Below are 25,030 nucleotides of genomic sequence, written 5' to 3' on the forward strand. Positions count from 1 at the left end.
GCGGGGGTCCTCTCCCTCAGGTGGTGACCAGAGTCCCGATCTTCTCACCTGCGACCGCACGGGCGATATTCCCGTTGGTCAGCAGGTTGAAGACCAGGATCGGCATTCCGTTGTCCATGCACAGGCTGAAGGCGGTGGCGTCGGCGACCCGCAGCTCGCGGTCGATGACCTCGCGGTGGCTGATCTCGGTGAGCAGCTCGGCATCCGGGTTCTCCCGCGGGTCGTCGGTGAACACCCCGTCGACCGCCTTGGCCATCAGCACCACGTCGGCGCCGATCTCCAGCGCGCGCTGTGCGGCGGTGGTGTCGGTGGAGAAGTACGGCAGCCCCATACCGGCGCCGAAGATGACGACCCGGCCCTTTTCCAGGTGCCGTACCGCGCGCAGCGGCAGGTAGGGCTCAGCGACCTGACCCATGGTGATGGCGGTCTGCACCCGGGTGACGATGCCTTCCTTCTCCAGGAAGTCCTGCAGCGCAAGGCTGTTCATCACAGTGCCGAGCATGCCCATGTAGTCCGAGCGGGTACGTTCCATACCGCGCTGCTGCAGCTGCGCGCCGCGGAAGAAGTTGCCACCGCCGATGACGACAGCGACCTGCACACCGCTGCGCACCACCTCGGCGATCTGGCGGGCCACCTGGGCGACCACGTCAGGGTCGAGTCCGACGGCACCGCCGCCGAACATCTCACCGCCGAGTTTGAGCAGTACGCGCGCATACTTCGGGCGCAGTGGCTGGGACTCGTGCGCCGACGGCTCGGCGCCGTTGGTGCTGGCCGGCTCCCCCATCAGACTCCTCGGACTCGTCGGGCTCCTGGCATGAGATTGCCATCCCGGCGACGCCCGAGACGGCACTTCCATCCTGCCTCATCGCCGAACTGGCGGAATGCCCGGGTTGCGGCCGCGAAAACGGCCGTCACCAGAGCACGGCGACAGCGGCCGCCGTGAACGACAGCACGCCCACCGCGACGAAAATCGGCCGCGGGACCGGTTCGCCGGTGCGGCGCTGCCGGGCGCCACCCATCCCGAGGAGGCCGCCGATCACAATTAGGATGAACAGCTTGATCCCGATCTTGGGGTAGTTGAGCACGGTGCCCGCCGGCCACGGCGCCGCCAGCGCCAGGCCGGTCAGCAGTGACAGCAACAGCCCGTAATCCATGACGCGGGTGACGCGGAAGCGGGTGGCCGCGGCTTCGGCGACCCAGGCCCCGAACGTCACGGCGAACCCGGCGATGTGCAGCAAGACGACTACGTTGCGTAGTAGCTCCATAGCCGGTCAGCGTACGTCACCGCAGGGGCGCCACCAGGCAGAAGCGCCGCGCCGCAGCGACCAGCGGCGAGGATTCCGCAGAATCCTCGCCGCTGTCGACGCAGGCTGATAAGCCGCTCCTCAGCGCCTCGCTTCGCTGCGGCGCATCGTCGTCGGCTGTCAGTGATGGCTGTGGCAGCCCTTCGGCGGTGACGGCGGCACATCGAGTGCCGGATTGCCGTCGAAGAAGCCGATCGGCTTCATCTTGAACCCGGTGTAATGGCACGGCATCACCGGCCAGTCCTCCGGGCACACGATGTGGTGGGCCCCGACGGTGTACCAGAGCACGATGTCGGTGTTCTCCAGCGGCGCGTCGTCGGCCACATACTGGGGCAGCCCCTGCGCGTCGGCGCTTTGGTACATGTAGTCGCCTGCCGCGAACTTCTCCGCGGGGTCGTACTTGGTCACCCAGAGGTTGTGCTGCACGAAGCGGGCCCGGTCGTAGATGTAGGAGCCCTCCTGCACCATCACCGGCACCGGATCGCGCGGCATCAGCTTGTAGCCCACCGGGCTGCCAAGTTCGTTGAGCTTCGAGGGGTTGACGACCTTCCAGTACCGGCCGGTCGACCAGTTCCAGTCCCTGGCGCCCTGCGCCTCGGATGCCACCAGCGTGTCCTTGGCGATCCACGCGTTGTGGTGCGGGTTGAGCTCGGGTTCGGGCTCCGGGATGGAATCGACCTCGTAGACACTGTTGTCCGGCCCGTCGACGGTCATGTCGAGCCGGAAGTTGAAGAAGTGCTGGTGATTTGGGCCGTAGATCCCCGGCGCGACGAGCTTGCCCCACCGCGGGGTCTCACCTTCGGGGATCGAGCCGGTGGTCAGTACCCCGGACAGCTTGACCTCCATCTCGATGGAGGCGTCGTTGTAGAGGTACCAGAAGAACCCGTACTCGTAATTGCCGACGGTGCAGATCATCGAGATCACCAGGCGGCGGGCCCGGCGCACCTCGACTTCGTCGGTGCGGAAATCGGTGTGCTTCCAGGAGATCCCATAGTCCTCCTCATGCATGCAGATCGCGTTCGGGATCACCACGGCGTTGCCGTCGGAGTCGTGAACCGTGCCGTCGAAGTAGTAGATCTCGCCGAGACAGTCACAGCCCAGCGTCAACGGGTTCGCCGAAAAGCCCATCCCGACTTCACCCATGTCGAACACGTTCTTGTTCCAGTGGGTCGGCGAGGTGTCACCGTAGGGCACCACCATCTCCGACAGGGCGGCCCGGTACATCACCGGCCGCACCGTCCCGCGGTCGTTGTAGGTGACCTCGTGCAACGTCAGACCTTCGCGAGGGTTGAAGCCCACCCGCAGAGACCACTTCTGCCACTGCACGTTCCAGCCGTCCACGGTGAAGCTCGGGCCGTCGGGTTGGGTGATCTCGATGGTCTTCACGTCGTCGCGGAACTGTGTGAAAGCCGGCCGGTTGTCCTCGTCGAACATGTACTTGGCGGTGTAGTTCCCGGCCTTGGGCGGCAACGGAACCACACCGTGATCCTCGATGTCGAACACCTTCATGGAATCGAGGTCGAACGTGACGATCAATCCCTCGACCGGGCGTGCGTAGCCGTGTTCGGAGGGGGCGGCCCTCATGAACGTCAGCGGCCGGCAGATCAACGGCGAGTTGTCGTAGTGATCCTGGGCGCCGTAGTACCCGGCCGGCCACGGATCGATCATCGCCAGATCGAAGTCGGTGACTCCGCGCTTGCGCATCGCCTCCTGCCAACGCGGATCGGCGCGGACTACCTCTTCCACACCCGTCATGTGTTCGACGAGGTAGGACGGGAACCGCCCCGGGATCGGCGTCCACGAATCGACGGTGCGGGCGCCGATGTCGACCACCGCCTCGTAGATCATCTTGGCTGCCGGGTCATACATCGTGACGAATGCCCGCCGCGGGATGTCCTCGGCTAGCCCGGCGAATGTCAGCGTCGGGGTCTTGTCCGGCTCGGCGAGCTGGATCATCACGAACTTGACTGTGCCCGAGGCGAAATCGGACTCCTTGATGATCTGGGCCGCGGCCTCGATCTCGGCGCCCGACAGCGGATCGAGCGGGTAGCGCACCGCATCGGCTGTCGGAGAGCCGCTGAGCACAATGCTGTCCATCGTCATGCTGTTACACCGTTCCGGTTTCGGTCTTGGTCAGGTCGAGGACCGCCAGATGGGCCAGCGCGTCCTCCTGGGTCATCTTCCGAGCGGAGCGCCGGCCGAAGATGTAGACGACCACGCCGAGCGCGAACATGCCCACCGCGATGCTGCCGGTCCACACCATCCAGGTGCTGTCCGGCACGTCCTTGATCCACGACTTGGCGAACGAGTAGTAGATGCCGCCGAGCGTGCCCAATGTGCCGATCACCACCGTGATCCACACGCCGACGATGCCGCCGGGAATGCGCCAGAACTGTTCGGCGGCATAGCGATCGGCATACTTCTTGCGGGCCAGGATGACCGGGAACAGGAAGAAGAACCCGGAGATCAGCCAGGCGATCGACAGGCCGCCCTGCAGGAACACCGTGACATTGGCCATGCTGCTCTGCGAATAGAGGCCGACGATGAGCAGCGAGGACAACACACCCTGGATCAGCACGGCGGTCACCGGGTTGCGGGTGCGCGGGTTGAGGTGGGTGAAGATTCGCGGCAGATGGCGCTCCAGACCGGAGACGAAGATCAGTCGCGAATAGGTGACCTGGTAGCTCATCAACGCCACGAACACGATGCAGGCCAGGACGACGCCGGCGACCTCCATCACGCCCTTGGGGGCGGCGGTGCCGAGCATCCCGATGACGCCGGTGACGGGGTCGACCTGGTCGGCGGGCAGCACCATCACGGTGCCCAGCGTGGTCAGCAGGTAGATCAGGATCAGCGCGATCGACCCGTACACCACCATCTTCGGCCCGCTCTTGCGCACCGACAGGAACTCCGCACCCATGTTGTAGGGCGTCTCGACGCCGACCAGGTAGAGCAGCACCGTGCCGTAGAGGAAGCCCGCGCCGGCGAAGTCGGGCACCAGTGCCGCGTGCGCGGTGAACGGCTGGGCCGACCCATTGCGGAACGCATAGATGACACCTGAGATGAAGATGACCGCGGTCAGCACCCAGTACACGACGAAGACGGTGTTCATGATGCGCTGGTTGGCCGCCAGCTTGGCCAGCGCCAAACCGATGACCGCCCACAGCAGCGCCACCTGCAAGATGATCGACATCGTCAGGCCCAGTTCGGCGTGGAACGCCAGTAGCAGGAACTGCAGGATGATCGCCGGGGACGACGCGGAGTTGAGCACCACCGGAATCCACGACAGGTAGCCGCCGATGAAGCCCCACGTCTCCCCCATCGTGCGGGTGGCCCAGATGTAGACACCGCCTTCACCGGGCCACAGGTTGCCCAGCTCGGCAACGGCCATACCCGCCGGGATGAGGAATGTGAGGATGCCGAGGATCCACATCGGGATCGCCGTCCAGCCACCGGCCGCCATGATCGACGAGCCGGTGATCCAGCAGATGATGAAGACGTAGGTGGCGGTGAGACCGAAGGTCGTCATGACCTTGGGCAGCACCTGCTCCGGGACCAGTTCGGTGGTGAGCAGCTTGTCGCGCTGAGTTGGCGGCGAAGCCTCGAGCTCTTGTGTCATGCGGTATCTCCCGATGGCGGTTGTCCATTGATGATTTGTCCGTCTTTCATCCGGACGACACGGCTCGCTTCGTCGGCCACCGTGGGATCGTGGGTGCTGGCGACCACCGTGACGCCGAGCGTCGAGCACAGGTCGCGCAGCATGCGGACCACCGTCTCCCCGGTCCGGTGGTCCAGGTTCGCCGTGGGTTCGTCGGCGAGCACAAGGGTGGGATTGCTGATCAGCGAACGGGCGATGGCGGTGCGCTGTTGTTCGCCGCCGGACATCTTGGTCGGCTGGTGGTGCACGCGGTGGCTCAAGCCGACGAGGTCGAGCAGTTCCAGGGCCCGCTGTCGCAGCGCCTTGCGGTCGTAGGGTTCGAACATCAGTGGTAGCTCGACGTTCTCGACCGCGGACAGAAACGGGATGAGGTTGTAGCTCTGGAAGATGAACCCGATCGTGTCGTGGCGCAGTGCGGCGAACTGGCTCTCGGTCAGCGCCGCGGTGTCCCGGCCGGCGATGCTCACCGATCCCTTGGTCGGGCGGTCCAGGCCGCCGATGATGTTGAGCAGAGTGGACTTGCCGCTACCGCTGGGACCCATCAGGCAGACGAATTCGCCCGGCTGGACCGTCAACTCGACGGCGACGAGTGCCTTGACCACCTCGTCGCCGAGCTTGTGCAGCTTCCACACATCGCTGACCTCGATGACCGGTTGAGAGCCGGTGACCTCGGCGGTATCCGACGGGGCATCTTCGACTGCGGTCACGGCTAACCTCCGGTCAGGGAACGGATGGGCGGACGCGACGCTGCGTTCCAGGTAGGCACGATGCTGGTGGCCACGGCGGCGATGATGCTGACCACGATCGCGATCACCGCGCCCAGCGTCAGGCCCGCCGGCGACACTCCGGTAGGCACAAAACCCAACGCCGCCAACATGATCGATGCCAGCACGGCCAGCACCACACCGAGCACGGCGCCGAGGGTGGCGGCCACGACGGGCTCGACGAGCAGTGCGGCGACCACCGGCCCCCGCGGTACACCGGTGGCACCCAGTACCCCGAGTTCGCGGGTGCGGTGCGCGACGGTGCGGGTGGTGGCCACCGCGACCTCGACGACACCGACCAGCAGGACTGTCAAGGCGATGAGGATCACCGCGCGGCCGATCTCGGCGGCATGGCCCAATGCGGCTGACTGCTCGCGGATTCCGGCCGACATACCGAAGACGGTGACGACCAGGAAGGCGCCGGTCGCGGTGGTGACGATGGGCAGGATCATCTCGCCGACCCGGCGGCGGGCGGCCAGCCAGCCGTAGGACAGACCACGAGCGATCATCAGCGGTCTCCGAGCAGGTCGACGGGACGTTGTTGGAGCAGCCGGTGCACCGGTACCAGCGCGCCGACGATGGCCATCGCGGGCAGGAAGCCGGCCACCATCCCGGCGGCCTGCAACCAGGCGACGGGGGTGGCGATTCCCGGAATAACAAGTGCGACAGCAACTCCCGCAGCGAGCACCCCGATGACGTAAGCCGCCACAAAGATCACCGCGGACTCGACCAGGAAGAAGTACAGCACCTCGTCGGCAAGACCGATGCTCGACATGATCCCGAACTCGCGGCGTCGCTCCTGAACGGCGGCCAGGAAGGAGGACGCCGCGATGACGAAGCCCAGCCCCAGGCCGATGATCGAGATGAGGCCAAGAGTGGAGCCGGTGACCTTGCCGGAGAACAGCGCTGAGAACTTCTGCTCGAACGTCAGCGGTCCGGACCCGCCCACGGTGTCGTAGATCAGGCCGGGGCCGTTGGGTTTCGGCTTCACCGACGGATCGGTGGTCGATGGCAGTCCGACAACCGCGCCGAAGGTCGGCCCGAGGTCGCGGTTCTTGTCCTGGCCGGGCGGCGCGAAGATCGTCCACCAGCCGTTGTCGCCGACGACCGCCTGCGCCACGTCCGTCGAGACCGTGAGCGACTGACCCGTACCGACGACGTCGGCCTGCAGTTCGCGGCCCCCCACCGATACCCGGTCACCATTGTGCAGGCCCAGTCGGTCGGCCAGCGCGGAACCGAGAATGGCTTTGCCAGAGTCGATTTCGTCGTTGCCCCGGATGGAGACGGGGTTACCGCCGACCTCGGTCACGCCCGACAGTGTCCGGAACCCGCGCCAGCCGTCCGGCATCTCCAACGCGGGCGCCTGACCGTCGGCAACGAGTGCCTGGACAGTGCTGTCATAGTGCACCCCGGCCGAGGGGACTGCCCACAGCTGGGCGCCGCCGATCACGTCGGTGACCGAATCTTGGCCTGTGATAGCGAAACTCGACGAGATCGTGCGCACGACGGTGACACAGGTGATGGCCAGCGCGATGCCCAGAACGGACAGCACGAACCGTTCGGGCCTTCGGCGGATGTTGGCCAAGGCGAACCGGAGCAAACGCACGAAGGTGTTGTTCCCGGTTGAGGTGGCGATCGCCGTTGGTCGCGAAATCGTGGGTGACACAGTGGACTCCACACCGACGATGGTGGGCGCGGGTTGTTTCAGACGTCGCAGCGCCGGGTGTCCGTCTGGTTAACGGCCACCCACCGCCGTTACGGCGCTGTATCTGATTAGGGTGCCGCTACGGTCTGAATTCGCGGGAACGGATGCGCCGCTTCGAGCTCGTAAGCCAACTCGAGGAGCCGGCGTTCGTGGCCGATCGGGGCTCCCAGCATCATCCCGACCGGCATGCCGGATTCGGACTGCGCCAGCGGCAGCGAGATCGCCGGCTCGCCGGTGGCGTTCTGCAATGGGGTGAATGCCACCCAGTCCACCAGCCTGTCGATGATCTGCTGATAGTCAGCGGTCGGGTCGAGGTGGCCGATGCGGTGGGTCTCCTCGGCCAGCGTGGGCGTGAGCAGGACGTCGTAGGTTTGGTAGAACCGGGCGGTGACCCGGCGCAGCCGGCTCAGCCTGGTGATCGCGATCGGCATCCGGTGCAGGTTGCGGCTGGCGTGGCGGTCGAGGCCGAGCGTGAGGTTGTCCAGCCTGCTGCGGTCGAACGTCGGCCCGAACGTGCGCTGCCCCGACCTCACCAGCGTCATCGCCAAAAGCGACCAGTACAAAAGGAAGTCGTCAACGAAGTAGCGCGGGATGGGGTTGCGGTCGAGGTGGTCGACATGGTGGCCCAGACTCTCGAGCAACTCGGCGGTCTGCAATGTGAGGGCCCGAACGCCCGGGCTGCTCTGCCGGGTCAGCGACTGGGTGACGACGGCGATTCTGAGCCGTTGCGTGCCAGGTCCGGTGACGGCGCCGATCGGCAGCAGGCGGCGATCGCGCCAAATCCGTTCTGCCTCACGGTAAAACGCCGCGGTGTCGCGCACCGAACGGGTCAGCACACCGTCGTTGACGATGCGGACCGGCATCTGGCGCGACATCTTGTCCAGCGGGAGCCGGCCCCGAGACGGTTTGAGACCGACGAGCCCGTTACAGGCGGCCGGGATCCGGATCGATCCGCCGCCGTCGTTGGCGTGGGCGATCGGCACCACGCCGGCGGCGACGAAGGCGGCCGACCCCGACGAGGACGCACCCGCGGTGAAGTCGGTGTCCCAGGGGTTGCGGACCGCACCGAGCCTGGGGTGCTCAGCCGAGGCGCTGAACCCGAACTCCGAGAGTTGGGTCTTGCCGAGCGGAATCAGGCCGGAGGCCAAAAAGAAGCGGGCGAAGTCACCGTGGTCGGGCTGCGGCTTCGGATCCCACGCGTCGGTGCCCTGCATGGTGGGCATGCCCTCGAGGTCCACGTTGTCCTTGATGAACGTCGGCACCCCGTCGAAGTAGCCGCCTCCGGGCGCCGAGGCGCGGGCCCGGGCGCGGTCGAACATCTCGTGCGCCAGCCCGTTGAGTTCAGGGTTCACGGCCTCGGTGCGGGCGATGGCGGCCTCGACGACCTCGGGGCGCGTCACCTTGCCGGTGCGAATGGCGTCGACGAGGGCGACGGCGTCGAGGTCGCCCAGCGCGTCGTCGCGGAAGGCATGCACGTGTCGGGTCACTGAAACGACGCTAGCAGACACGTGTTCAATAGCTCTGCCTCCTCAAATGGCAAAACCCCGCGCCTCCGGGATCACCGGATCTGGCGCGGGGTTTTCCAGTGAGCGGATTGGTGTTCCGCCCAAGCTTTACTGCTGGCCGACCTCGAAGCGGACGAACCGCGTAATGGTCACGCCGGCCTCGTCGAGCAGAGCCTTGACCGTCTTCTTGCTGTCGGACACCGACGGCTGGTCGAGCAGCACGACATCCTTGTAGAAGCCGGTGAGGCGACCTTCGACGATCTTGGGCAACGCCTGCTCGGGTTTGCCCTCGGCCTTGGCGGTCTCCTCGGCCACCCGGCGCTCGGTCTCGACCAGTTCGGCCGGAACGTCGTCGCGGGTGAGGTACTTGGCCTTCAGCGCGGCGATCTGCAGGGCGGCCGCGTGCGCAGCATCCTGGTCGTCACCGGTGAACTCCACCAGCACACCCACGGCGGGCGGCAGGTCGGCGGCACGCTTGTGCAGGTAGGCCTCGACGTTGCCGTCGAAGTACTGCGCGCGACGCAGCTCCAGCTTCTCGCCGATCTTGGCCGACAGCTCGGCGATCGCCTGCTCCACGGTCTTGTCGCCGATGCTGGCGGCCTTGAGCGCGTCGACGTCGGCGGCCTTGGAGGCCAGTGCGGCGTCGACGATCTGGTCGGCCAGGTTCTGGAACTCGGCGTTCTTGGCGACGAAGTCGGTCTCGGAGTTGAGCTCGATCAGGGCGCCGCCCTTGGCGGCGACCAGACCTTCGGCGGTGGCGCGCTCGGCGCGCTTGCCGACGTCCTTCGCACCCTTGATGCGCAACGCCTCGACGGCCTTGTCGAAATCGCCGTCACTCTCGGCGAGGGCATTCTTGCAGTCGAGCATGCCCGCGCCGGTGAGCTCCCGAAGCCGCTTGACGTCGGCAGCGGAAAAGTTAGCCATCAGAGCCTTTCTTACGAGATTTCTTCGGTAACGGATTCAGTTGCGACGGGGCCGGCTTCGGTGGGCACCGACGCCGTGGCACCGGCGAGCAGTTCCTGCTCCCACTCGGCCAGCGGCTCGGCGGCGGCTTCGGGCTTGTCGCCGCTGCCGGCGCCACCACGGGCCTTGAGGCCCTCGGCGACTGCGGAGGCGATCACCTTGGTGAGCAGCGCAGCCGACCGAATCGCGTCATCGTTACCCGGGATCGGGTAGTTGACCTGGTCGGGGTCGCAGTTGGTGTCCAGGATCGCGATGACCGGGATACCGAGCTTGATGGCCTCACTGACGGCCAGGTGCTCCTTGTTGGTGTCGACGACCCAGATCGCCGAGGGCACCTTGCTCATGTCGCGGATACCGCCGAGCGACCGCTCGAGCTTGTTCTTCTCGCGGGTCAGCATCAAGATTTCCTTCTTGGTGCGTCCCTCGAAGCCGCCGGTCTGCTCCATCGACTCGAGTTCCTTGAGCCGCTGCAGACGCTTGTGGACGGTGGAGAAGTTGGTGAGCATGCCGCCGAGCCAGCGCTGGTTCACGTACGGCATGCCGACGCGGGTCGCCTCTTCGGCGATGGACTCCTGCGCCTGCTTCTTGGTGCCGACGAACATGATGGAACCGCCGTGGGCGACGGTTTCCTTGACGAACTCGTACGCCTGGTCAATGTAGGTCAGCGTCTGCTGCAGGTCGATGATGTAGATGCCGTTGCGGTCGGTGAAGATGAACCGCTTCATCTTGGGATTCCAGCGACGGGTCTGGTGCCCGAAGTGGGTGCCGCTGTCGAGCAGCTGCTTCATGGTCACTACGGCCATGGTTGTGCCTTACCTGTTGTCGGTTGTCATCCGGCATCGGGTGAGCCGGATCCTGGCGCCCGCTTCGATGCCGGACCCGCCGGGGAGCGGGACCGCCCGGCATACAGGTGACGAACCAAATGGGTTCGAACCGCAGACGCGCGAAGTCAACCCGCTCGCGCGAGTTGCGTTCCAAAGTTTACACGCCCCGAAGGGGTGCTTTGTCCACAGCGCCGCCCCGGTGCACAGCCGCGACCATCCGGCCTACCGAAACCCCAATCGGAGCGCTGAACTGGGACGATGCGGATCCTGGCGGCGGTGATCGTCGCACTTTTGGGGTGCGCCGCGCCGAGCGCGGCCCAGACCTCGCGCCTGCAGTGGCCCCTGCGCCCGCCCCCGGGGGTGACGCGGGGTTTCGACGCACCCGCCCCGGACTGGCAGCGGGGCCACCGCGGGGTGGACCTGGCCGGGGTCCCTGGCCAGGAGGTCTATGCCGCGGGGCCGGCGACGGTCGTGTTCGCCGGGACGCTGGCCGGGCGGCCGGTGGTGTCCCTGGCGCACGCCGGTGGATTACGGACGAGTTATGAGCCCGTCGACGCGCTGGTTCGGGTGGGTCAGCTGGTCGACGGGTCGTCGGTGCTGGGGCGGCTGGTGGCCGGGCACGCCGGGTGCCCGGCGCCGGCCTGCCTGCACTGGGGCGCGATGTGGGGGCCGGCGGCACGGGCCGACTACGTCGACCCGACCGGCCTGCTGGCGGACACACCGATTCGCCTCAAGCCGCTGGCAGGGCTGGGTTGAGCGGCTGGGCTTACGTAGGCTGGCCAACGATGAGCATTGCGCCGGACCCGACCGTCGTCCTCGGCCATCGATTCGCCGCCGAGCTGCCCGAACTCGCCGTGCAGTGGCAGGCCGAGGCTGCTCCCGATCCGCGGCTGCTCGTCCTCAACGAATCGCTGGCTGCCGAGCTGGGGCTCGATCCGGCATGGCTGCGCAGTCCGGACGGGATCGGTCTGCTCGTCGGGACACAGGTGCCGGCCGGCGCGCAGCCGGTCGCGCAGGGGTATGCCGGTCACCAGTTCGGCGGCTGGGTGCCCCGCTTGGGCGACGGCCGCGCCCTGCTGCTCGGCGAGCTGACTGACACCCGGGGGCGGCTCCGCGATCTGCACCTGAAGGGCTCGGGACGCACGCCGTTCGCCCGCGGCGGCGACGGTCTGGCGGCCATCGGCCCGATGCTGCGCGAATATCTCGTCAGCGAGGCGATGCACGCGCTGGGGATTCCGACCACCCGTTCGTTGTCCGTCGTCGCCACCGGTGTCCGCGTGCGACGCGAGACCCTGCTCGACGGTGCCGTCCTCACCCGCGTCGCCGCCAGCCATCTGCGCGTCGGCAGCTTCCAATACGTCGGCGCCACCGGCGACTTAGTGCTGCTACGCCGCCTCGCCGACCACGCGATCGATCGGCACTACTCCGCCGCCGCCCAGGCCGACAATCCCTATCTGGCGCTGCTCGACGCGGTGGTGGCCGCCCAGGCGCAGCTGATCGCGCAGTGGATGCTGGTCGGATTTGTGCACGGCGTGATGAACACCGACAACATGACGATCTCGGGCGAGACGATCGACTACGGGCCGTGCGCCTTCATGGACGCCTTCGACCCGCAGACAGTGTTCAGCTCGATCGACTCGTGGGGCCGCTACGCCTACGGCAACCAGCCGCCGGTCGCCGCGTGGAACCTCGCCCGGTTCGCCGAGGCGCTGCTGCCGCTGATCGCCGAGGATCAGGACCGGGCGATCGCGCTGGCGACCGAAGCGGTGCAGAACTTCCCGCAGCGCTACACCGCGGCCTGGTCGGCGGGGATGCGCCGCAAACTCGGGCTGTCCGACGAGGTGGACGACGCCGTCGTCGAGCAGCTCGTCGACGACCTGGTGACGCTGCTCGCCGGTGAGCGCATCGACTACACCTCGTTCTTCAGCCGGCTGGCGCGCGGCGACGTCGAGCCCGCTGTTGCGCAGTGGGCCGACCGCTGGCGCGAGCTGGGTCCGGACACCGCTGCGATGCGGCGGGTCAACCCCGTCTACATTCCGCGCAATCATCTGGTCGAGGAGGCATTGACCGCCGCGGCCAACGGCGACATGGCGCCGTTCCACGGCCTGCTCGGCGCGATCAGCTCCCCGTACGACGAGCGGCCAGGACTGGAACGCTACGCCGAGCCGGCGCCCGAGGAGTTCGGGCGCTGCTTCCAAACCTTCTGCGGTACTTGATCTTTCAGGCTCGCGGGTGGGCCTGGTCATGCACCGCGCGCAGCCGCGCGACCGTGACGTGGGTGTAGAGCTGGGTGGTGGCCAGCGTCGAGTGGCCCAGCAGTTCCTGCACGATGCGCAGATCGGCGCCGCCTTCGAGCAGGTGGGTGGCCGCGCTGTGCCGCAAGCCGTGCGGGCCGATGTCGGGTGCACCGTCGACCGCGCTGATGGTCTGGTGGACGACCGTTCGGGCCTGCCGCGGGTCCAGCCGCTTACCACGGGGGCCGAGCAATAGCGCGGGACCGGAGCTGGCGTTGACCAGTTCGGGTCGGCCATCGGCGAGCCAGGCCTCCAGCGCCGCGAGCGCGGGCCTGCCGAACGGCACGGTGCGCTGCTTGTTGCCCTTGCCCAGCACGCGCAGCAGTTGACGCCCGGTGTCGATGTCGTCGACGTCCAGGCCGCACAGCTCGCTGACCCGGATACCGGTGGCGTAGAGCAATTCGACGATCAGCCGGTCGCGCAGTGCCAGCGGGTCGCCCTGCTCGGCGCCCAGACTAGCGGCTGCCATGGCGGCCAGCGCCTGATCCTGGCGCAGCACGGCGGGCAGGGTTCGACGCGCTTTCGGCAGCTGCAGGCGGGTAGCGGGGTCGGTGTCGAGCAGTCCGCGGCGGGTGGCCCAGGCCGTGAACGTCTTCACTGCTGAGGTGCGGCGGGCCAGGGTGGTGCGCGCGGCGCCGCCGCCGGCCTGCGCGGCGAGCCACGACCGCAGAACCGGCAGAGTCAGCGCGCGCAGGCCTGCGCCGGGAGCGCGCTCGTCGATGAAGGTGAACAGTGCACGCAGGTCGGCCAGATAGGCCCGCCGGGTGTGTTCGGATCGGCCGCGCTCCAGCGCGAGGTACTCGGCATAGTCGTCGAGGATCGCGGTGTGGTGGTCGCCGGGATCGTGCACTCCCCTACGCTCGCATCAAACCACGACGCGACCGCCGATCGACGCGCAGCCGTGTCCGTGCTGTGACGTCGCCGGCCTAACCTTCACCGGCTTCGGCTGCGGCGAGCTCCTTCTTCCACTGCCGGAACGTCTCCTCGGTACGGCCGCGGCGCCAATAACCCGAGATCGATGCCCACTTCGCGTCCACACCGCGTTCCTTGCGGATGTAGGGCCGCAGGTTGTGCATGACTGCCTGAGCCTCGCCGTGAATGAAGACCTGGACCTGACCGGGCAGCCATTGCGCGGTGGTGACCGCCTCGACCAGTGGAGAGTGGTCGCCGGCCTTGTCCTCGGGAACGAGGTCGGCGCGTCCACCGCGATAGATCCAGTAGATCTCCACACCGTCGGGCACGGCCACGTCGACCTCGTCCTCGGGGCCGGCGACCTCGACGAACGCCTTGCCGATAGCGTTGGGCGGCAACGCTTCCAGGGCTGCACTGATCGCCGGGAGGCCCGCCTCGTCGCCGGCGAACAGATACCAGTCGGCGGCCGGGTCCGGTGCGTAGGCGCCGCCGGGACCCATCAGGTGGATCGTGTCGCCAGGTTGGGCAGCTGCAGCCCAGGGGCCGGCCACCCCGTGCTCGCCGTGGACAACGAAGTCGACGGTGATCTGGCGGGTAGCAGGGTCGGCGCGGCGGACCGTGTAGGTGCGCACCGTCGGCTGGTGCTCGGGCGCCAGGCCGGCGAAGCTGTCCAGGGTCAGCGGTTGCGGCAGGGTGGTGACGTCGATGTCGTCGCGAATGAAGGCGAACTTGACGTAGGAATCGGTGAACTCTGACGGGGTGAACGTGTCGAAACCCGTCCCGCCGAGCACCACCCGCACCATGTGGGGAGCGATCTGCTCGGTGCTGACCACCTGGAACGTGTGGAGTGGCCGACCCGCCATGACGCCTCCTGACCAAATCGTTAGCTAACCTCAGCGATCATACGGGCTGATGAGGGCACGGCGGGTGGCTACGTGCGGCGGCTCACGAGCCGCCAGCAGCCGTCCTCGCGACGGGCCAGTCCGGCGATCTCCAGCATTGCCAGCGGTCCGAGCACCGCGGTCGGCGCCAGACCTGAAGCGACCGCGATCTCATCCGCGCTGAGAACGCCGCGCGCCGGCAGCGCCTCGTACACCTGCTTCTCGGGAACACTCAGACCGTCGAGCGGGCCGACCGGACGTGGCTCTTCATCGGCGAATTCACCTGCCCGACCGACTAATTCGACCACCTCCTCGGCTCGGGTCACCAGCTCAGCGCCGCTACGCAGCAGCACATGACATCCCATCGAGGACGCCGACGTCACGGGGCCGGGCACCGCGCAGACCACCCTGCCGAGGGCTCGCGCCCACGCGGCGGTGTTCGCCGCCCCGCTGCGCACGCCAGCCTCCACCACCACCGTGGCCGCGCCCAGCGCCGCCACCAGCCGATTGCGGGTCAAGAAGCGGTGTCGCGCCGGGCGTACGCCCGGCGGGTACTCCGTGAGCAGCAGGCCGGAACCACTGATGCGGTGCAGCAGCGACGAGTGACCGGCCGGATACAGAACATCGATACCGCCGGCCAGCACCGCCACGGTCTGCCCCTCAGCAGCCAGCGCGGTGCGGTGCGCTACGCCGTCGATGCCGTATGCGCCGCCGGAGACCACGGTGACCTCATGCTCGGCCAGCCCCGCGGCCAAGTCGGCGGCGACGTGTTCGCCGTACCCGGAGGCCGCTCGCGTCCCCACGATGGCCGCAGCTCGCTCCGCGACCTCGTCAAGCCGGGCCGGGCCGATTGCCCACAACGCGATCGGTGGCCGGCCCTGTGGCTTCTCGCGCACCGCGGACCCGCCGAAGGCCGCGAAGGCCAGGGTCGGCCACTCGTCATCGTCGGGCGTGATCAGCCGGCCTCCGCGGCGCGCCAGGAGAGCCAGATCCGCTTCAGCCGCATCGATGTCACGCCGCGCGGCCGTGCGTTCACGCAACGCATCGCTCACCTCTGCCCGGGCGACCCGGCACGAAGCTTCCACAGGCCCGACTTCGCGGATCAACGCGGCGATCTCGTCACAAGGCGGTTCGGCGACCCGGGACAGATACGCCCATGCCAACGTCCTGGCATCGACCGTCATGGCTTTGCTCCGCCCTGGCGGAAGCTCAATGCCACCGCCACGTCGTCGATGCTCGGCGTCGTGCGTCCAGCGAGATCCGCTAACGTCCACGCGACCCGCAGTGACCTGTCAACGCCCCGGATGCTCAGTACGCCGCGTTCGAGTGCACTTTTCAGCGGTGCCATCGCGCTGTTGTCGAGCCGGAACTTTCGGCGCAGCACCGAGCCGGTGACTTCGGCGTTGGTGGTGAAGCCGTATCGGTGCCAGCGGGCGGCAGCCGCCGCGCGTGCCGTCGCAACACGATCACGCACGGCGGCAGTGGGTTCGGCCGCATCGGGCGCGAAGGCACCGGCGCGCACCATGTGCATCTCGACCCGCAGATCCACCCGATCCATCAGCGGTCCGGAGAGCTTGCCGAGATAGCGACGCTTCTCCAACGAGGTGCAGATGCAGTCCTTCGGATCGGTTTGCGCACAGGCGCACGGGTTGGCCGCCATCACGAGCTGAAACCGCGCGGGATAACACGCCACACCGTCACGTCGGGCAAGCCGAATCTCGCCGTCCTCCAAGGGTGTTCGAAGGGATTCGAGGACGCTGACCCGAATCTCGGCACATTCGTCGAGGAAGAGCACACCGCGATGAGCGCGACTGACGGCACCGGGACGGGCCATGCCCGAGCCGCCACCGACCAGGGCGGCCACACTCGACGAATGGTGCGGCGCGATGAAGGGCGGACGAGTGATCAGCGGGGTGGTCTCGGACAGCGTTCCAACCACCGAATGAATGGCGGTAACCTCCAGCGCCTCGCTCTCGGTGAGTTCGGGTAGTAGCCCGGGGAGCCGTTGCGCCAGCATGGTTTTCCCCACTCCGGGCGGGCCGGTGAGCATCAGGTGGTGAGCTCCGGCGGCGGCGACCTCGACAGCAAACCGGGCGTGGCTCTGGCCCACCACGTCAGCCAGGTCGGCGACCGGATCGGTCTGCGGGACCGATATGTCGACGCGATCGGCGAGCGCAGCCTTGCCCCTTAACCAGCCGTGCAGCTGCCGCAGTGTCTGGGCGCCAAGGACTTCGATCCCGTCGACCAGGCTGGCTTCGGCGAGGTTGGCGACAGGAACAACGACGGTGGGCCAGCCTTGTCGTTTGGCCGCCAGGACAGCTGGAAGTACGCCGCGCACGGACCGGATCCGGCCGTCGAGAGCCAACTCTCCCAGCAGCACCGTCTTTTCCAGCCGATCCCACGGCTTCTTGTGGCTCGCGGAAAGCACCGCGGCCGCGATCGCGATGTCGTATAGCGAGCCGGCCTTGGCCAAGGTCGCCGGGGACAGCGCCAGCGTCAGTCGCGATGTGGGCCATTCGTGGCCGCAGTTGGTGATTGCCGCACGTATCCGGTCTCGGGACTCCCGCAGCGCGGCGTCGGGCAGCCCCACCAGATACACCCCGGGCAGTCCCGTGCTGATGTCGGCCTCGATCTCGACGATCTCGCCGTCCAGCCCGCGCACAGCCACCGAGTAGGCCCGTCCCAGCGCCATCAGCCGACGCCCTTCAGGTGAAAGACCTCCGGGTCGCGCTGCCTGCCGACCCGCACCCCGATCACGTCGATGCGGATGGCCGGCCAACGCTGCTCCTGCTCGGCCAGCCACAGCCCGGCGAGCCGCCGCAGTCGGCGAACTTTCTGCGGTGTCACGGAGTAGGCCAAGCCACCGAAGCCGTCGCCGCTGCGGGTCTTGACCTCGACGAACACCACCGTGCCGTCGGCGTCGGCCGCGATCACGTCGAGTTCGCCGTAGCGGCAGCGCCAGTTGCGGGCCACGATTCGCGATCCCAGGGATGTCAGATGGTCGACGGCGCGCTGCTCACCCAGCGCGCCCAGCTGGCCACGCGTCAACATTGTCATGCCCGCAGCGTCGGTCACGACCCCGACATCTCGTCGACATCAACGGCGGCGCAGGCCGGTTAGACCGCTGGTTATCCCCAGACGCCCCTTCGTCCACAGCCGGAACGCGTCAGGGCACCGTGATCGGCTGGCCGTTGAGCGTGAACCCGGTGGCGGTGTAACTGCTCGACGGGGCGTTGGTCGCGAACACAGGCAGTGCGCTGTCGGTCAGCGCGATGTTCTTCAGCACCACGCCGGAGATCCGCCCAGCACCAGGGTCGAGGATGATGCCGGTGGAGCGCTGGGCCCACTGCGGGGTGTCGGAGATCGCCAGATCCGAGATACTCACCGTGCTGATCGTGGATGCCGAGCTGCCCGAGTACACCAGGATCGCGCCCTGGGCGATGTCGGTGCCGACCGCCGTCTCGACCAGCGAGCCGCCCTTGATCGTCACGTTCGAAACCGATTGCGTGTACCAGGGCGCGCCCTCGGCGGCGACGTACACCGCGGCGGCCCAGGTCTTCCACACGTGGATGTTGGAGAAGGTCACATTGTTCCCGCCGACCACGGCGATCCCGCGGCCATCGGATCCGTTGACCACCGGGTTTGTGACGACGATGTTCTGCGAGATCGGCTCGCCTGTGTAGGACACCACCACGACGCCGTCATCCTCGGTCCAAGCGGTCGAGGGATCGACGACGGTGCCGTCGTGGCTACCGCCGGTCATGTGGATCCCGTCGGCGCGGGTGTATCGGACCGTCGTGTGATCGAATGTGAAATTACTTGCACCGTAAGCGAATATCCCGGCGGCCGCTGATCCGGTGACGCTGACGTTCTTGAGGGTGTCGCTGTCGCCGGTGACCAGAAGCTTGTGCTGCTCGAGGGCTCCGTAGCGGAGGCCCTCGGTCGCCGCGGTCAGGTTGATGTTCTGCAGGGTGACGCCATTGGCGGTGATCTGCACCGAGGAGGTGGCGTCGTTGGTCGAGTTGATCGTCGCGCCGTTGCCGTCCACCGTCACCGAGGCGTTGCGCAGGTACAGAAGTCCCGCCACGTTGTAGGTGCGGCCGCGCTGGAGCCGAACGGTGGAACCGGGAGTCGCCGCATCGAGGATGGCCTGCAGGGCGGCGGTGGCGTCCACGGCGCCGACCGGCACCGTCAACGGTCCTGTGTCGGTGACGGTTTCGGAGCTGGCGCTCTGCGAGTCGACCCGCCACACCCCGGTCGAGGTCGTCAGGTAGGCAGTTCCGTCGGCCCCGATCGTCACCGCACCGGACGGCAGGCCCACCATCGTGTGCCGCACTACGTTGCCGCCCGGTGCCATCACCGTCACCACCGAGGTGGCGAGCCCGCCTGCGTTGACCCCCGAACTCGTCTGGTAGACAGTGCCGTTGGCGGCGATGACCACTCCACCCACCGGCTGGCCGGACTGGGTTCGGTCGGTGACCGACCCGTCAGCCGCCCAGGCCCGGATCACGGTGGTGTAGCCGCTCTGGGCATTGCCCGTGACGGTGGTCTGGAACACCTGCCCGTCGGGACGGACCACCAGGCCGCCCACGGGTTGGCCGGCCTGACTGCGCGAGACCACGGTGCCGTCGGGCTTGAACTGGTTCGTCCACGTGGTGGTGGCCGCCGAGTCGTAGCTGGTCTGGTACACGCTGCCGTCGGCTGCAAGAACGAGATCAGTTGCAGGAGAGCCATTCTGGACACTAATCACCGCGATGTTGCCATCGGGGCTCAGCGCGGCGACGGTCGTCTTGCCGTTGGACACCGAGGCCTGATACGCGTAGCCGTCGCTGCCGATCAGCACACCGCCGACGGGGGTGCCGGACCATGTCTTGCTGACCCGGGTGCCGCCGGGGGCGATGATCGTCACCGTGGAGCCGTTGATGGCATTGGTCTGGTAGGCCGTTCCGTCGGCGGCGACGACCGTGGTCGGCCGCACGCCCAGCACGCTGGTGCGCGCCGACGTGGTTCCGTCGGGGCGGATCGCCGTGATCGTGGTGGTGAAGGTGGCGGCGCTCTCGTCCCATAACGATGTTGTCTGGTAAGCGATTCCGCCCGAGCCGATGACGAGCTGGCCATCCGGCAGCCCGGTCAGGGTGTACTCGCGCGTCGAGCCACCGGGTGGGAGCACGTCGACCACTGTCGACTTCGCCATGTCGGTCTGGTAGACGAACGAGGTCTGGTACGCGGTGCCGTCGGTAGCGACCACGATCGGACCGGCAGGCTCGCCCTGCTGGGTGTGGGTCGTGGTGGTGCCGTCGGCGCGCACCGTGCGGACCACGGTGGTGTAGCCGGGATTGGCGCTTCCGGCGGTGCTGGTGGCGTAGATGGCGCCGTCCGGCCCGACCACCACCGAGCTGCCGTTGGTGATGACGCCCGACTGGGTGTAGTCCACGACGGTGCCGTCGGCGCGCACGGCGCGCAGCACGGTGGTGTCGTTGGTGTAGTCGATGCTGCCCGGCCCGCCCGACGAACTGATCTGGTACGCGGTGCCGTTGGCGGCCACCACCACGCCGGTGTACGTCTGGCCCGGCTGGCTGACCGTGGTCGACGTGCCGTCGGGACGGACGACGGTGACGTTGGTGTGGTAGCCGCTGGTCGCGGTGCCGCTCACCGTGGTCTGGTAGACCACCCCGCCGGAGCCTGCTACCGCGGCGGTGAACGGCTCCCCGGGCAGGGTGACCACGTCGGGCGGCACCGGCGGCACCGGTGGCACTGGCGTGACATGGACAGTGACTGTGCTGGTAGCAGTGTGGCCGGGATCGCCGAGGAGGCCGAAGGTGAGCATGCTCAGCAGGCCCGAAAGCCCGTGGATGTGGAATCCGCTGCCGGCGTCGGATGCGGTGACGGCGAAGGTGTCGTCATAAGCGGTCAACCCGCCCCACGACGACGGCGGGGTGTAGGTGGCGGTGTCCCCGGCGGTGGCCAGGGTGCCGCCGCCGGTGCCGACTCCGCTGTTGGCGACGGTGTAGGTCAGGGTGTCGCCGTCGGGGTCGGTGGCGCCGAGCAGGAACGGCTGGCTGGTCTGACCCTTGGCCAGGGCCACCGCCACCGCCTGCGGGGTGAACACTGGGGTCGAGTTGAAGAAGGTGCGCTGGAACCAGCCGATGACCCCGCCGCCGGGCGCGGCGGTGTGGGCCGACGTGACAGAGGGCACGGATGCCGTGGAAGTCGTGGAAGCAGGGGCGGCAGCCGTCACCGGTGTTGTCGCGACGTCCACCACCCGGCTGTGGCCGACGGCAGCCGCGGCGCTGGTCACCGCGGTGGCCGGGGCGGCCGGCTGCAGCACGATGGGCCTGCGCGGTCCGGCGGCGGCTTGACGGCGGGCCGTGGACGTCCGTGATGCGGCGTTGCCGTGCGGTGCTGAGCTCCCGGTCGCCGATGTGGCACCGTCGGACGACGGGCTGGCGTCGGCGATCGCGATCCCACCGGCCATGGCACCGCCAATGCCCAACGCGACCGCGAGCGCGCCGACCCTACCGACATAGTTCGCGTGCTTCATGGTCCCCCCACGAAAGCCCAGCGCACCGTGGCGCTGTAGCTCACGCCGAGATTAACTCAGCACGAGCGCCGTTGCTGCGGAATAGTCCACTGCGCAATTAGATAGGGGCCAAAAGTCACTCAGGGAGACGAAGTTCGGGCTTCTCGACTTCCTCGATGTTCACGTCTTTGAATGTGATAACACGTACTTGCTTGACGAAACGTGCTGGTCGGTACATGTCCCATACCCACGCGTCAGTGAGCCGCAATTCGAAGTAGACCTCGCCGTCAGTGTTCCGCGGAACCATTTCGACACTGTTTGCTAGATAGAAACGGCGCTCCGTTTCTACGACGTAGCTGAACTGACCGACGATGTCCTTGTATTCGCGGTACAACGAGAGTTCCATCTCGGTTTCGTACTTTTCGAGATCTTCGGCACTCATCGGCTCAGCGGTCCTCTTGTCTGCTCGTCGTCGTTGTCCATCTTGACTCACCCCTGCCCGCCACGCCGCGCAGGTGCGCAGTCGGCGACCACGTGGGTACCCGCACCACCCGCAACCCGTCGGACGTTGATGAAGGAGTAGCGATGCTGGCTGCACGGGCCCAGTGCGGTGAGCGCCGCACTGTGTGCCGGAGTGCTGTACCCCTTGTGGTCGGCGAAACCATAGCCTGGATGCTCGGCCTCCATCGCCACCATCAATCGATCTCTGCTCACCTTGGCCAAAACGCTGGCCGCCGCGATGCACGCCGCCGCAGCGTCCCCACCCACCACGGGCAGCGACGGCATCGGCAGCCCCGGCACCCGGAACCCGTCGGACAGGACGTATCCGGGCCGCAGTGACAGCCCGGCCACGGCTCGGCGCATGCCCTCGATATTGGCGACGTGCACACCGCGCCGGTCCACCTCAGCAGCGGGGATGAACACCACGTGATAGGCCAGCGCGTACCGCCGGATTAACGGGAACAGCTCCTCGCGCGACTTCTCCGTGAGCTTCTTCGAATCGTCGAGCGCGGCGAGGCTCTCGAACCGGTTTGGCCCGAGCACACAGGCCGCGACCACCAGCGGACCGGCGCAGGCGCCCCGTCCCACTTCGTCGACCCCGGCCACCGGTCCCAGCCCACTGCGGTACAGCGCGGACTCCAGCGTGCGAAGACCCGACGATTTGCGGATCACTGTGCGCGGCGGCCACGTCATCGCGGGCACGGGTCAGCCCTGCTGCGGGTCGACCGAGGTCACACCACCCCACCGAGACGGCGGCCATGCGATGAACCGCGCCTTGCCGATCACGTTGCTCACCGGCACGGTGCCCGTCATAGGGTCCCCAGTGCACAGGATGCCCTTCTGGGCGTCGGCAGGGGTGCTGGTGCAGTGAGCTCGCGAATCCGCCGAATGGGTGCGGTTGTCCCCCATCACCCACAGCCGGCCGTCCGGCACCTTGACCGGGCCGAACTCGTTGCCCAAGCACGGGTAGACCAGCGGGTCGGCCATCATGGTCTGGGCGTTGAGGTAGGGCTCCTTGAGCGGCTTGCCGTCGACGGTTAGGCCCGAATCGGCGCGGCACTCCACGGTTTGACCGCCGACCGCGATGACGCGCTTGACCAGATCGTTCTCGTCCGGCGGAACGAAGCCGACGAACGACAGCGCATTCTGCACGGTACGGATCGCGGCGTTGTCCGAGCGGATCGACTTGTAGCCGACGTTCCAGTTCGGCGGGCCCTTGAAGACGATGACGTCACCGGGTTCCGGCGTGCTGAACCGGTAGGTGACCTTGTCCACCATGATTCGGTCGCCGGTGCAGCCGTTGCATCCGTGCAGGGTGGGCTCCATCGACTCCGACGGAATCAGATACGGACGGGCCACGAACGTGAGCATCACGTAGTAGAGGACCAGCGCGATGCCGACGAGGATGGCGCCCTCGCGCAGCGCTGAGCGCTTCTTGTCGCCCTGTTCGGGAGTGGATTCGCCCGGAGCATCCGCCTCCGTGGAGACGTCCGGCGTGGAGTCGGCCGAGCCTGCGTTGTCGGTCACGTGATCAGCGTAGCCAGCCGGCCCGACTGTTCAGCGTTCCGATGTCGAAGCTCAGCGCTTCTCAGGGGCCGCATGTCGAAGCTCAGCGCTTCTCCTTGATCTTGGCCTTCTTGCCCCGAAGCTCGCGCAGGTAGTACAGCTTGGCGCGGCGGACGTCACCGCGGGTGAGGACCTCGATGTGGTCGATGTTGGGCGAGTGCACCGGGAAGGTGCGCTCGACGCCCACGCCGTAGCTCTCCTTGCGCACGGTGAAGGTCTCGCGGATGCCACCGCCGGAACGACGGATCACCACACCCTTGAAGACCTGGATGCGCGACTTGTTGCCCTCGATGACCTTCACGTGAACATTCACGGTGTCGCCGGGGCTGAAGGTCGGGATGTCGTCGCGCAGCGACGCTTGATCGACGAAGTCCAGCGTGTTCATCGGTGACACTTCCTTGCGTTCGCGGCTGCGGCCGACAACCTGCACACGGGGTGCAGGCGGCCGTCGAGCCGATTGGATTCGGGCACGTGGTGTGTGTCGCAGCAGGCGGAAAGAAGTTCGGCCCGCGCGGGCAACTGCTCAATTGTGCCAGATGGGCCGCGAGCAGTGAAATCGCGCGACCCGCCGAGGTCACGGGGATGTACCGGTGAGCTAACACTGCGGTGTACAAAAGGTACGGTTAACCTGAACTGACGGGCCGCGACGCAGCAAGCCCTTCCCCTGCGTACCACGATTCCCGACAAGGAGAGGACCATGCGACGGCGTCCGTCGGTGCTGGTCACCGGTACAGCCGCAGTGCTGATCGGTGTCTCGGTCGGGGCCTCGTCCGCACAGGTCAATGCGGGGCCAGGCGATACCGCACCGCAGCGGGTCACCTTACTCAGTGCCAATCCGAACCTGATTCCCGAAGCTCCCGTGCTCGCACCTGCTCCCGCGGCTCCGCCGGACACGATCCTGGGCCTCGACGCCCGAGCCCGGCAGGCTGCCGCCGACGCCGCCAAGAAGGGCGCCGACATCAGCTTCACCCTGCTGGATCGCAAGACCGGCCAGACCATCTCCGGCGGCGACGGCGGCGCGTTTCCGATCGCCTCGGTGAGCAAGCTGTTCATCGCCGACGACCTGCTGCTGCAGGTGGCCAAGGGTCAGCGTCAGCTCAGCCCCGACGAGCGCCAGCAGTTCGACGAGATGCTGCGCTCGTCGGACGACGACGCGGCCGAGGTCTTCTGGGGTGAGAGCGGTGGCAACGCGGTCATCAGCCGGATCAAGGCCCGCTACGGACTGTCCGGCACCACCGCGCCCTACGACGGTCATTGGTGGACCACCATGAGCACGACCGCCGATCTCGTTCGTTACTACGACATGCTGCTCGACGGCACCGGCGGCCTGCCGCCCGAGGAGGCCGCGGTCATCCTGTCCGACCTGTCCGCCTCGACCCCCACCGGCTTGGACGGCTACCCGCAGCGGTTCGGCATTCCGGATGGGTTATTCGCCGAACCCGTTGCGGTCAAGCAGGGTTGGATGCCCGGTTGGGACGGGGACAACTGGTTGCACATGTCCACCGGAGTGATCGGCCCCGACCGTCGCTTCGTCATCGCGATGGCCTCCCTGCAGCCGGTCGACGACTCCACCGCCCGCAACACGATGACCCAGGTCATCACGACGATGTTCCCGGGTGGCCGGATCTAGGGC

At 67.5% G+C, this 25,030-nt stretch carries 23 protein-coding genes; 3 read left to right on the forward strand and 20 right to left on the reverse strand.

Annotated features, from left to right (window positions below):
* Window positions 1–16: 16 nt before the first annotated feature.
* From pyrH to rpsB, 10 genes are all read right to left on the reverse strand, one after another.
* Window positions 17–784 (reverse strand): UMP kinase, encoded by a 768-nt coding sequence (gene pyrH, locus HBE64_RS15305; RefSeq protein ID WP_167103731.1) that lies wholly within the window; start codon window positions 782–784, stop codon window positions 17–19.
* Between the two features lie 127 nt (window positions 785–911).
* The gene (locus HBE64_RS15310; RefSeq protein WP_167103735.1) at window positions 912–1,265 is read right to left on the reverse strand and encodes a Fe-S protein; all 354 of its coding nucleotides are present in this window, start codon (window positions 1,263–1,265) and stop codon (window positions 912–914) included.
* A gap of 159 nt (window positions 1,266–1,424) precedes the next feature.
* Complete coding sequence (locus HBE64_RS15315) at window positions 1,425–3,407, reverse strand: primary-amine oxidase (RefSeq protein ID WP_167103742.1); 1,983 nt, start codon at window positions 3,405–3,407, stop codon at window positions 1,425–1,427.
* Between the two features lie 4 nt (window positions 3,408–3,411).
* Window positions 3,412–4,923, reverse strand: coding sequence for an APC family permease (locus HBE64_RS15320; RefSeq protein WP_167103745.1), 1,512 nt, complete (start codon window positions 4,921–4,923; stop codon window positions 3,412–3,414).
* Window positions 4,920–5,669, reverse strand: a complete 750-nt coding sequence (locus tag HBE64_RS15325) for an ABC transporter ATP-binding protein (RefSeq protein WP_167103748.1) — start codon at window positions 5,667–5,669, stop codon at window positions 4,920–4,922. The genes HBE64_RS15320 and HBE64_RS15325 overlap by 4 nt, the downstream gene beginning before the upstream one ends.
* A 2-nt stretch (window positions 5,670–5,671) precedes the next feature.
* A complete protein-coding gene (locus HBE64_RS15330) occupies window positions 5,672–6,235 on the reverse strand; it encodes an ABC transporter permease (RefSeq protein ID WP_167103749.1) in 564 nt (187 codons plus the stop codon).
* Window positions 6,235–7,404, reverse strand: a complete 1,170-nt coding sequence (locus HBE64_RS15335; RefSeq protein ID WP_371743991.1) for an ABC transporter permease — start codon at window positions 7,402–7,404, stop codon at window positions 6,235–6,237. Before HBE64_RS15335 ends, HBE64_RS15330 begins: the two co-directional genes overlap by 1 nt.
* A gap of 95 nt (window positions 7,405–7,499) precedes the next feature.
* Complete coding sequence (locus HBE64_RS15340; protein WP_167103751.1) at window positions 7,500–8,918, reverse strand: amidase; 1,419 nt, start codon at window positions 8,916–8,918, stop codon at window positions 7,500–7,502.
* 126 nt (window positions 8,919–9,044) lie between these two features.
* Window positions 9,045–9,860 carry a translation elongation factor Ts gene (gene tsf, locus HBE64_RS15345; RefSeq protein ID WP_167103753.1) on the reverse strand — a complete coding sequence of 272 codons (816 nt, stop codon included), beginning with the start codon at window positions 9,858–9,860 and terminating at the stop codon, window positions 9,045–9,047.
* 11 nt (window positions 9,861–9,871) lie between these two features.
* On the reverse strand, window positions 9,872–10,702 hold the full coding sequence (rpsB, locus tag HBE64_RS15350) for a 30S ribosomal protein S2 (RefSeq protein ID WP_167103758.1): 831 nt from the start codon (window positions 10,700–10,702) through the stop codon (window positions 9,872–9,874).
* Between the two features lie 279 nt (window positions 10,703–10,981).
* Between rpsB and HBE64_RS15355 the strand changes: the two genes are divergently transcribed.
* Together HBE64_RS15355 and HBE64_RS15360 are read left to right on the forward strand one after the other, a co-directional pair.
* A complete protein-coding gene (locus tag HBE64_RS15355) occupies window positions 10,982–11,479 on the forward strand; it encodes a M23 family metallopeptidase (protein WP_167103761.1) in 498 nt (165 codons plus the stop codon).
* A gap of 29 nt (window positions 11,480–11,508) precedes the next feature.
* On the forward strand, window positions 11,509–12,939 hold the full coding sequence (locus tag HBE64_RS15360) for a YdiU family protein (RefSeq protein WP_167103764.1): 1,431 nt from the start codon (window positions 11,509–11,511) through the stop codon (window positions 12,937–12,939).
* 4 nt (window positions 12,940–12,943) lie between these two features.
* Here HBE64_RS15360 and HBE64_RS15365 read toward each other — a convergent pair whose 3' ends face one another.
* The 10 genes from HBE64_RS15365 to rplS form a co-directional block, all read right to left on the reverse strand.
* Complete coding sequence (locus tag HBE64_RS15365; protein WP_167103767.1) at window positions 12,944–13,867, reverse strand: tyrosine recombinase XerC; 924 nt, start codon at window positions 13,865–13,867, stop codon at window positions 12,944–12,946.
* Window positions 13,868–13,943: 76 nt separating this feature from the next.
* Window positions 13,944–14,792: a siderophore-interacting protein gene (locus tag HBE64_RS15370; RefSeq protein WP_167103770.1), complete on the reverse strand. Its 849-nt coding sequence runs from the start codon at window positions 14,790–14,792 to the stop codon at window positions 13,944–13,946.
* A 68-nt stretch (window positions 14,793–14,860) separates the two neighbouring features.
* The gene (dprA, locus tag HBE64_RS15375) at window positions 14,861–15,994 is read right to left on the reverse strand and encodes a DNA-processing protein DprA (RefSeq protein WP_167103773.1); all 1,134 of its coding nucleotides are present in this window, start codon (window positions 15,992–15,994) and stop codon (window positions 14,861–14,863) included.
* Window positions 15,991–17,502, reverse strand: coding sequence for a YifB family Mg chelatase-like AAA ATPase (locus HBE64_RS15380; protein WP_167103776.1), 1,512 nt, complete (start codon window positions 17,500–17,502; stop codon window positions 15,991–15,993). The genes dprA and HBE64_RS15380 overlap by 4 nt, the downstream gene beginning before the upstream one ends.
* Window positions 17,502–17,867 carry a YraN family protein gene (locus HBE64_RS15385; protein ID WP_167103779.1) on the reverse strand — a complete coding sequence of 122 codons (366 nt, stop codon included), beginning with the start codon at window positions 17,865–17,867 and terminating at the stop codon, window positions 17,502–17,504. The genes HBE64_RS15380 and HBE64_RS15385 overlap by 1 nt, the downstream gene beginning before the upstream one ends.
* A gap of 109 nt (window positions 17,868–17,976) precedes the next feature.
* Window positions 17,977–21,351, reverse strand: a complete 3,375-nt coding sequence (locus tag HBE64_RS15390) for a right-handed parallel beta-helix repeat-containing protein (protein ID WP_167103781.1) — start codon at window positions 21,349–21,351, stop codon at window positions 17,977–17,979.
* Between the two features lie 115 nt (window positions 21,352–21,466).
* Window positions 21,467–21,772 carry a DUF2469 domain-containing protein gene (locus HBE64_RS15395; protein ID WP_167103784.1) on the reverse strand — a complete coding sequence of 102 codons (306 nt, stop codon included), beginning with the start codon at window positions 21,770–21,772 and terminating at the stop codon, window positions 21,467–21,469.
* 47 nt (window positions 21,773–21,819) lie between these two features.
* Window positions 21,820–22,524, reverse strand: coding sequence for a ribonuclease HII (locus tag HBE64_RS15400; protein WP_167103786.1), 705 nt, complete (start codon window positions 22,522–22,524; stop codon window positions 21,820–21,822).
* A 12-nt stretch (window positions 22,525–22,536) separates the two neighbouring features.
* Complete coding sequence (gene lepB / locus HBE64_RS15405) at window positions 22,537–23,358, reverse strand: signal peptidase I (protein ID WP_167103788.1); 822 nt, start codon at window positions 23,356–23,358, stop codon at window positions 22,537–22,539.
* An 82-nt stretch (window positions 23,359–23,440) separates the two neighbouring features.
* A complete protein-coding gene (rplS, locus tag HBE64_RS15410; RefSeq protein ID WP_163802753.1) occupies window positions 23,441–23,782 on the reverse strand; it encodes a 50S ribosomal protein L19 in 342 nt (113 codons plus the stop codon).
* Between the two features lie 312 nt (window positions 23,783–24,094).
* On the opposite strand from rplS, the gene HBE64_RS15415 reads away from it, so the two are divergent.
* Window positions 24,095–25,027, forward strand: a complete 933-nt coding sequence (locus HBE64_RS15415) for a beta-lactamase family protein (protein WP_167103790.1) — start codon at window positions 24,095–24,097, stop codon at window positions 25,025–25,027.
* The last annotated feature ends 3 nt before the right edge of the window (window positions 25,028–25,030 follow it).

This window comes from Mycobacterium sp. DL592, assembly GCF_011694515.1.
GTDB lineage: Bacteria > Actinomycetota > Actinomycetes > Mycobacteriales > Mycobacteriaceae > Mycobacterium.

What these genes read in the sequence shown, in the direction of transcription:
- pyrH (WP_167103731.1), bottom strand. Translation starts at nt 784, where the DNA reads ATGGGGGAGCCGGCCAGCACCAACGGCGCCGAGCCGTCGGCGCACGAG.
- HBE64_RS15310 (WP_167103735.1), bottom strand. Translation starts at nt 1,265, where the DNA reads ATGGAGCTACTACGCAACGTAGTCGTCTTGCTGCACATCGCCGGGTTC.
- HBE64_RS15315 (WP_167103742.1), bottom strand. Translation starts at nt 3,407, where the DNA reads ATGACGATGGACAGCATTGTGCTCAGCGGCTCTCCGACAGCCGATGCG.
- HBE64_RS15320 (WP_167103745.1), bottom strand. Translation starts at nt 4,923, where the DNA reads ATGACACAAGAGCTCGAGGCTTCGCCGCCAACTCAGCGCGACAAGCTG.
- HBE64_RS15330 (WP_167103749.1), bottom strand. Translation starts at nt 6,235, where the DNA reads ATGATCGCTCGTGGTCTGTCCTACGGCTGGCTGGCCGCCCGCCGCCGG.
- tsf (WP_167103753.1), bottom strand. Translation starts at nt 9,860, where the DNA reads ATGGCTAACTTTTCCGCTGCCGACGTCAAGCGGCTTCGGGAGCTCACC.
- rpsB (WP_167103758.1), bottom strand. Translation starts at nt 10,702, where the DNA reads ATGGCCGTAGTGACCATGAAGCAGCTGCTCGACAGCGGCACCCACTTC.
- HBE64_RS15355 (WP_167103761.1), top strand. Translation starts at nt 10,982, where the DNA reads ATGCGGATCCTGGCGGCGGTGATCGTCGCACTTTTGGGGTGCGCCGCG.
- HBE64_RS15360 (WP_167103764.1), top strand. Translation starts at nt 11,509, where the DNA reads ATGAGCATTGCGCCGGACCCGACCGTCGTCCTCGGCCATCGATTCGCC.
- HBE64_RS15370 (WP_167103770.1), bottom strand. Translation starts at nt 14,792, where the DNA reads ATGGCGGGTCGGCCACTCCACACGTTCCAGGTGGTCAGCACCGAGCAG.
- dprA (WP_167103773.1), bottom strand. Translation starts at nt 15,994, where the DNA reads ATGACGGTCGATGCCAGGACGTTGGCATGGGCGTATCTGTCCCGGGTC.
- HBE64_RS15380 (WP_167103776.1), bottom strand. Translation starts at nt 17,502, where the DNA reads ATGGCGCTGGGACGGGCCTACTCGGTGGCTGTGCGCGGGCTGGACGGC.
- HBE64_RS15385 (WP_167103779.1), bottom strand. Translation starts at nt 17,867, where the DNA reads ATGACAATGTTGACGCGTGGCCAGCTGGGCGCGCTGGGTGAGCAGCGC.
- HBE64_RS15390 (WP_167103781.1), bottom strand. Translation starts at nt 21,351, where the DNA reads ATGAAGCACGCGAACTATGTCGGTAGGGTCGGCGCGCTCGCGGTCGCG.
- HBE64_RS15395 (WP_167103784.1), bottom strand. Translation starts at nt 21,772, where the DNA reads ATGAGTGCCGAAGATCTCGAAAAGTACGAAACCGAGATGGAACTCTCG.
- HBE64_RS15400 (WP_167103786.1), bottom strand. Translation starts at nt 22,524, where the DNA reads ATGACGTGGCCGCCGCGCACAGTGATCCGCAAATCGTCGGGTCTTCGC.
- rplS (WP_163802753.1), bottom strand. Translation starts at nt 23,782, where the DNA reads ATGAACACGCTGGACTTCGTCGATCAAGCGTCGCTGCGCGACGACATC.
- HBE64_RS15415 (WP_167103790.1), top strand. Translation starts at nt 24,095, where the DNA reads ATGCGACGGCGTCCGTCGGTGCTGGTCACCGGTACAGCCGCAGTGCTG.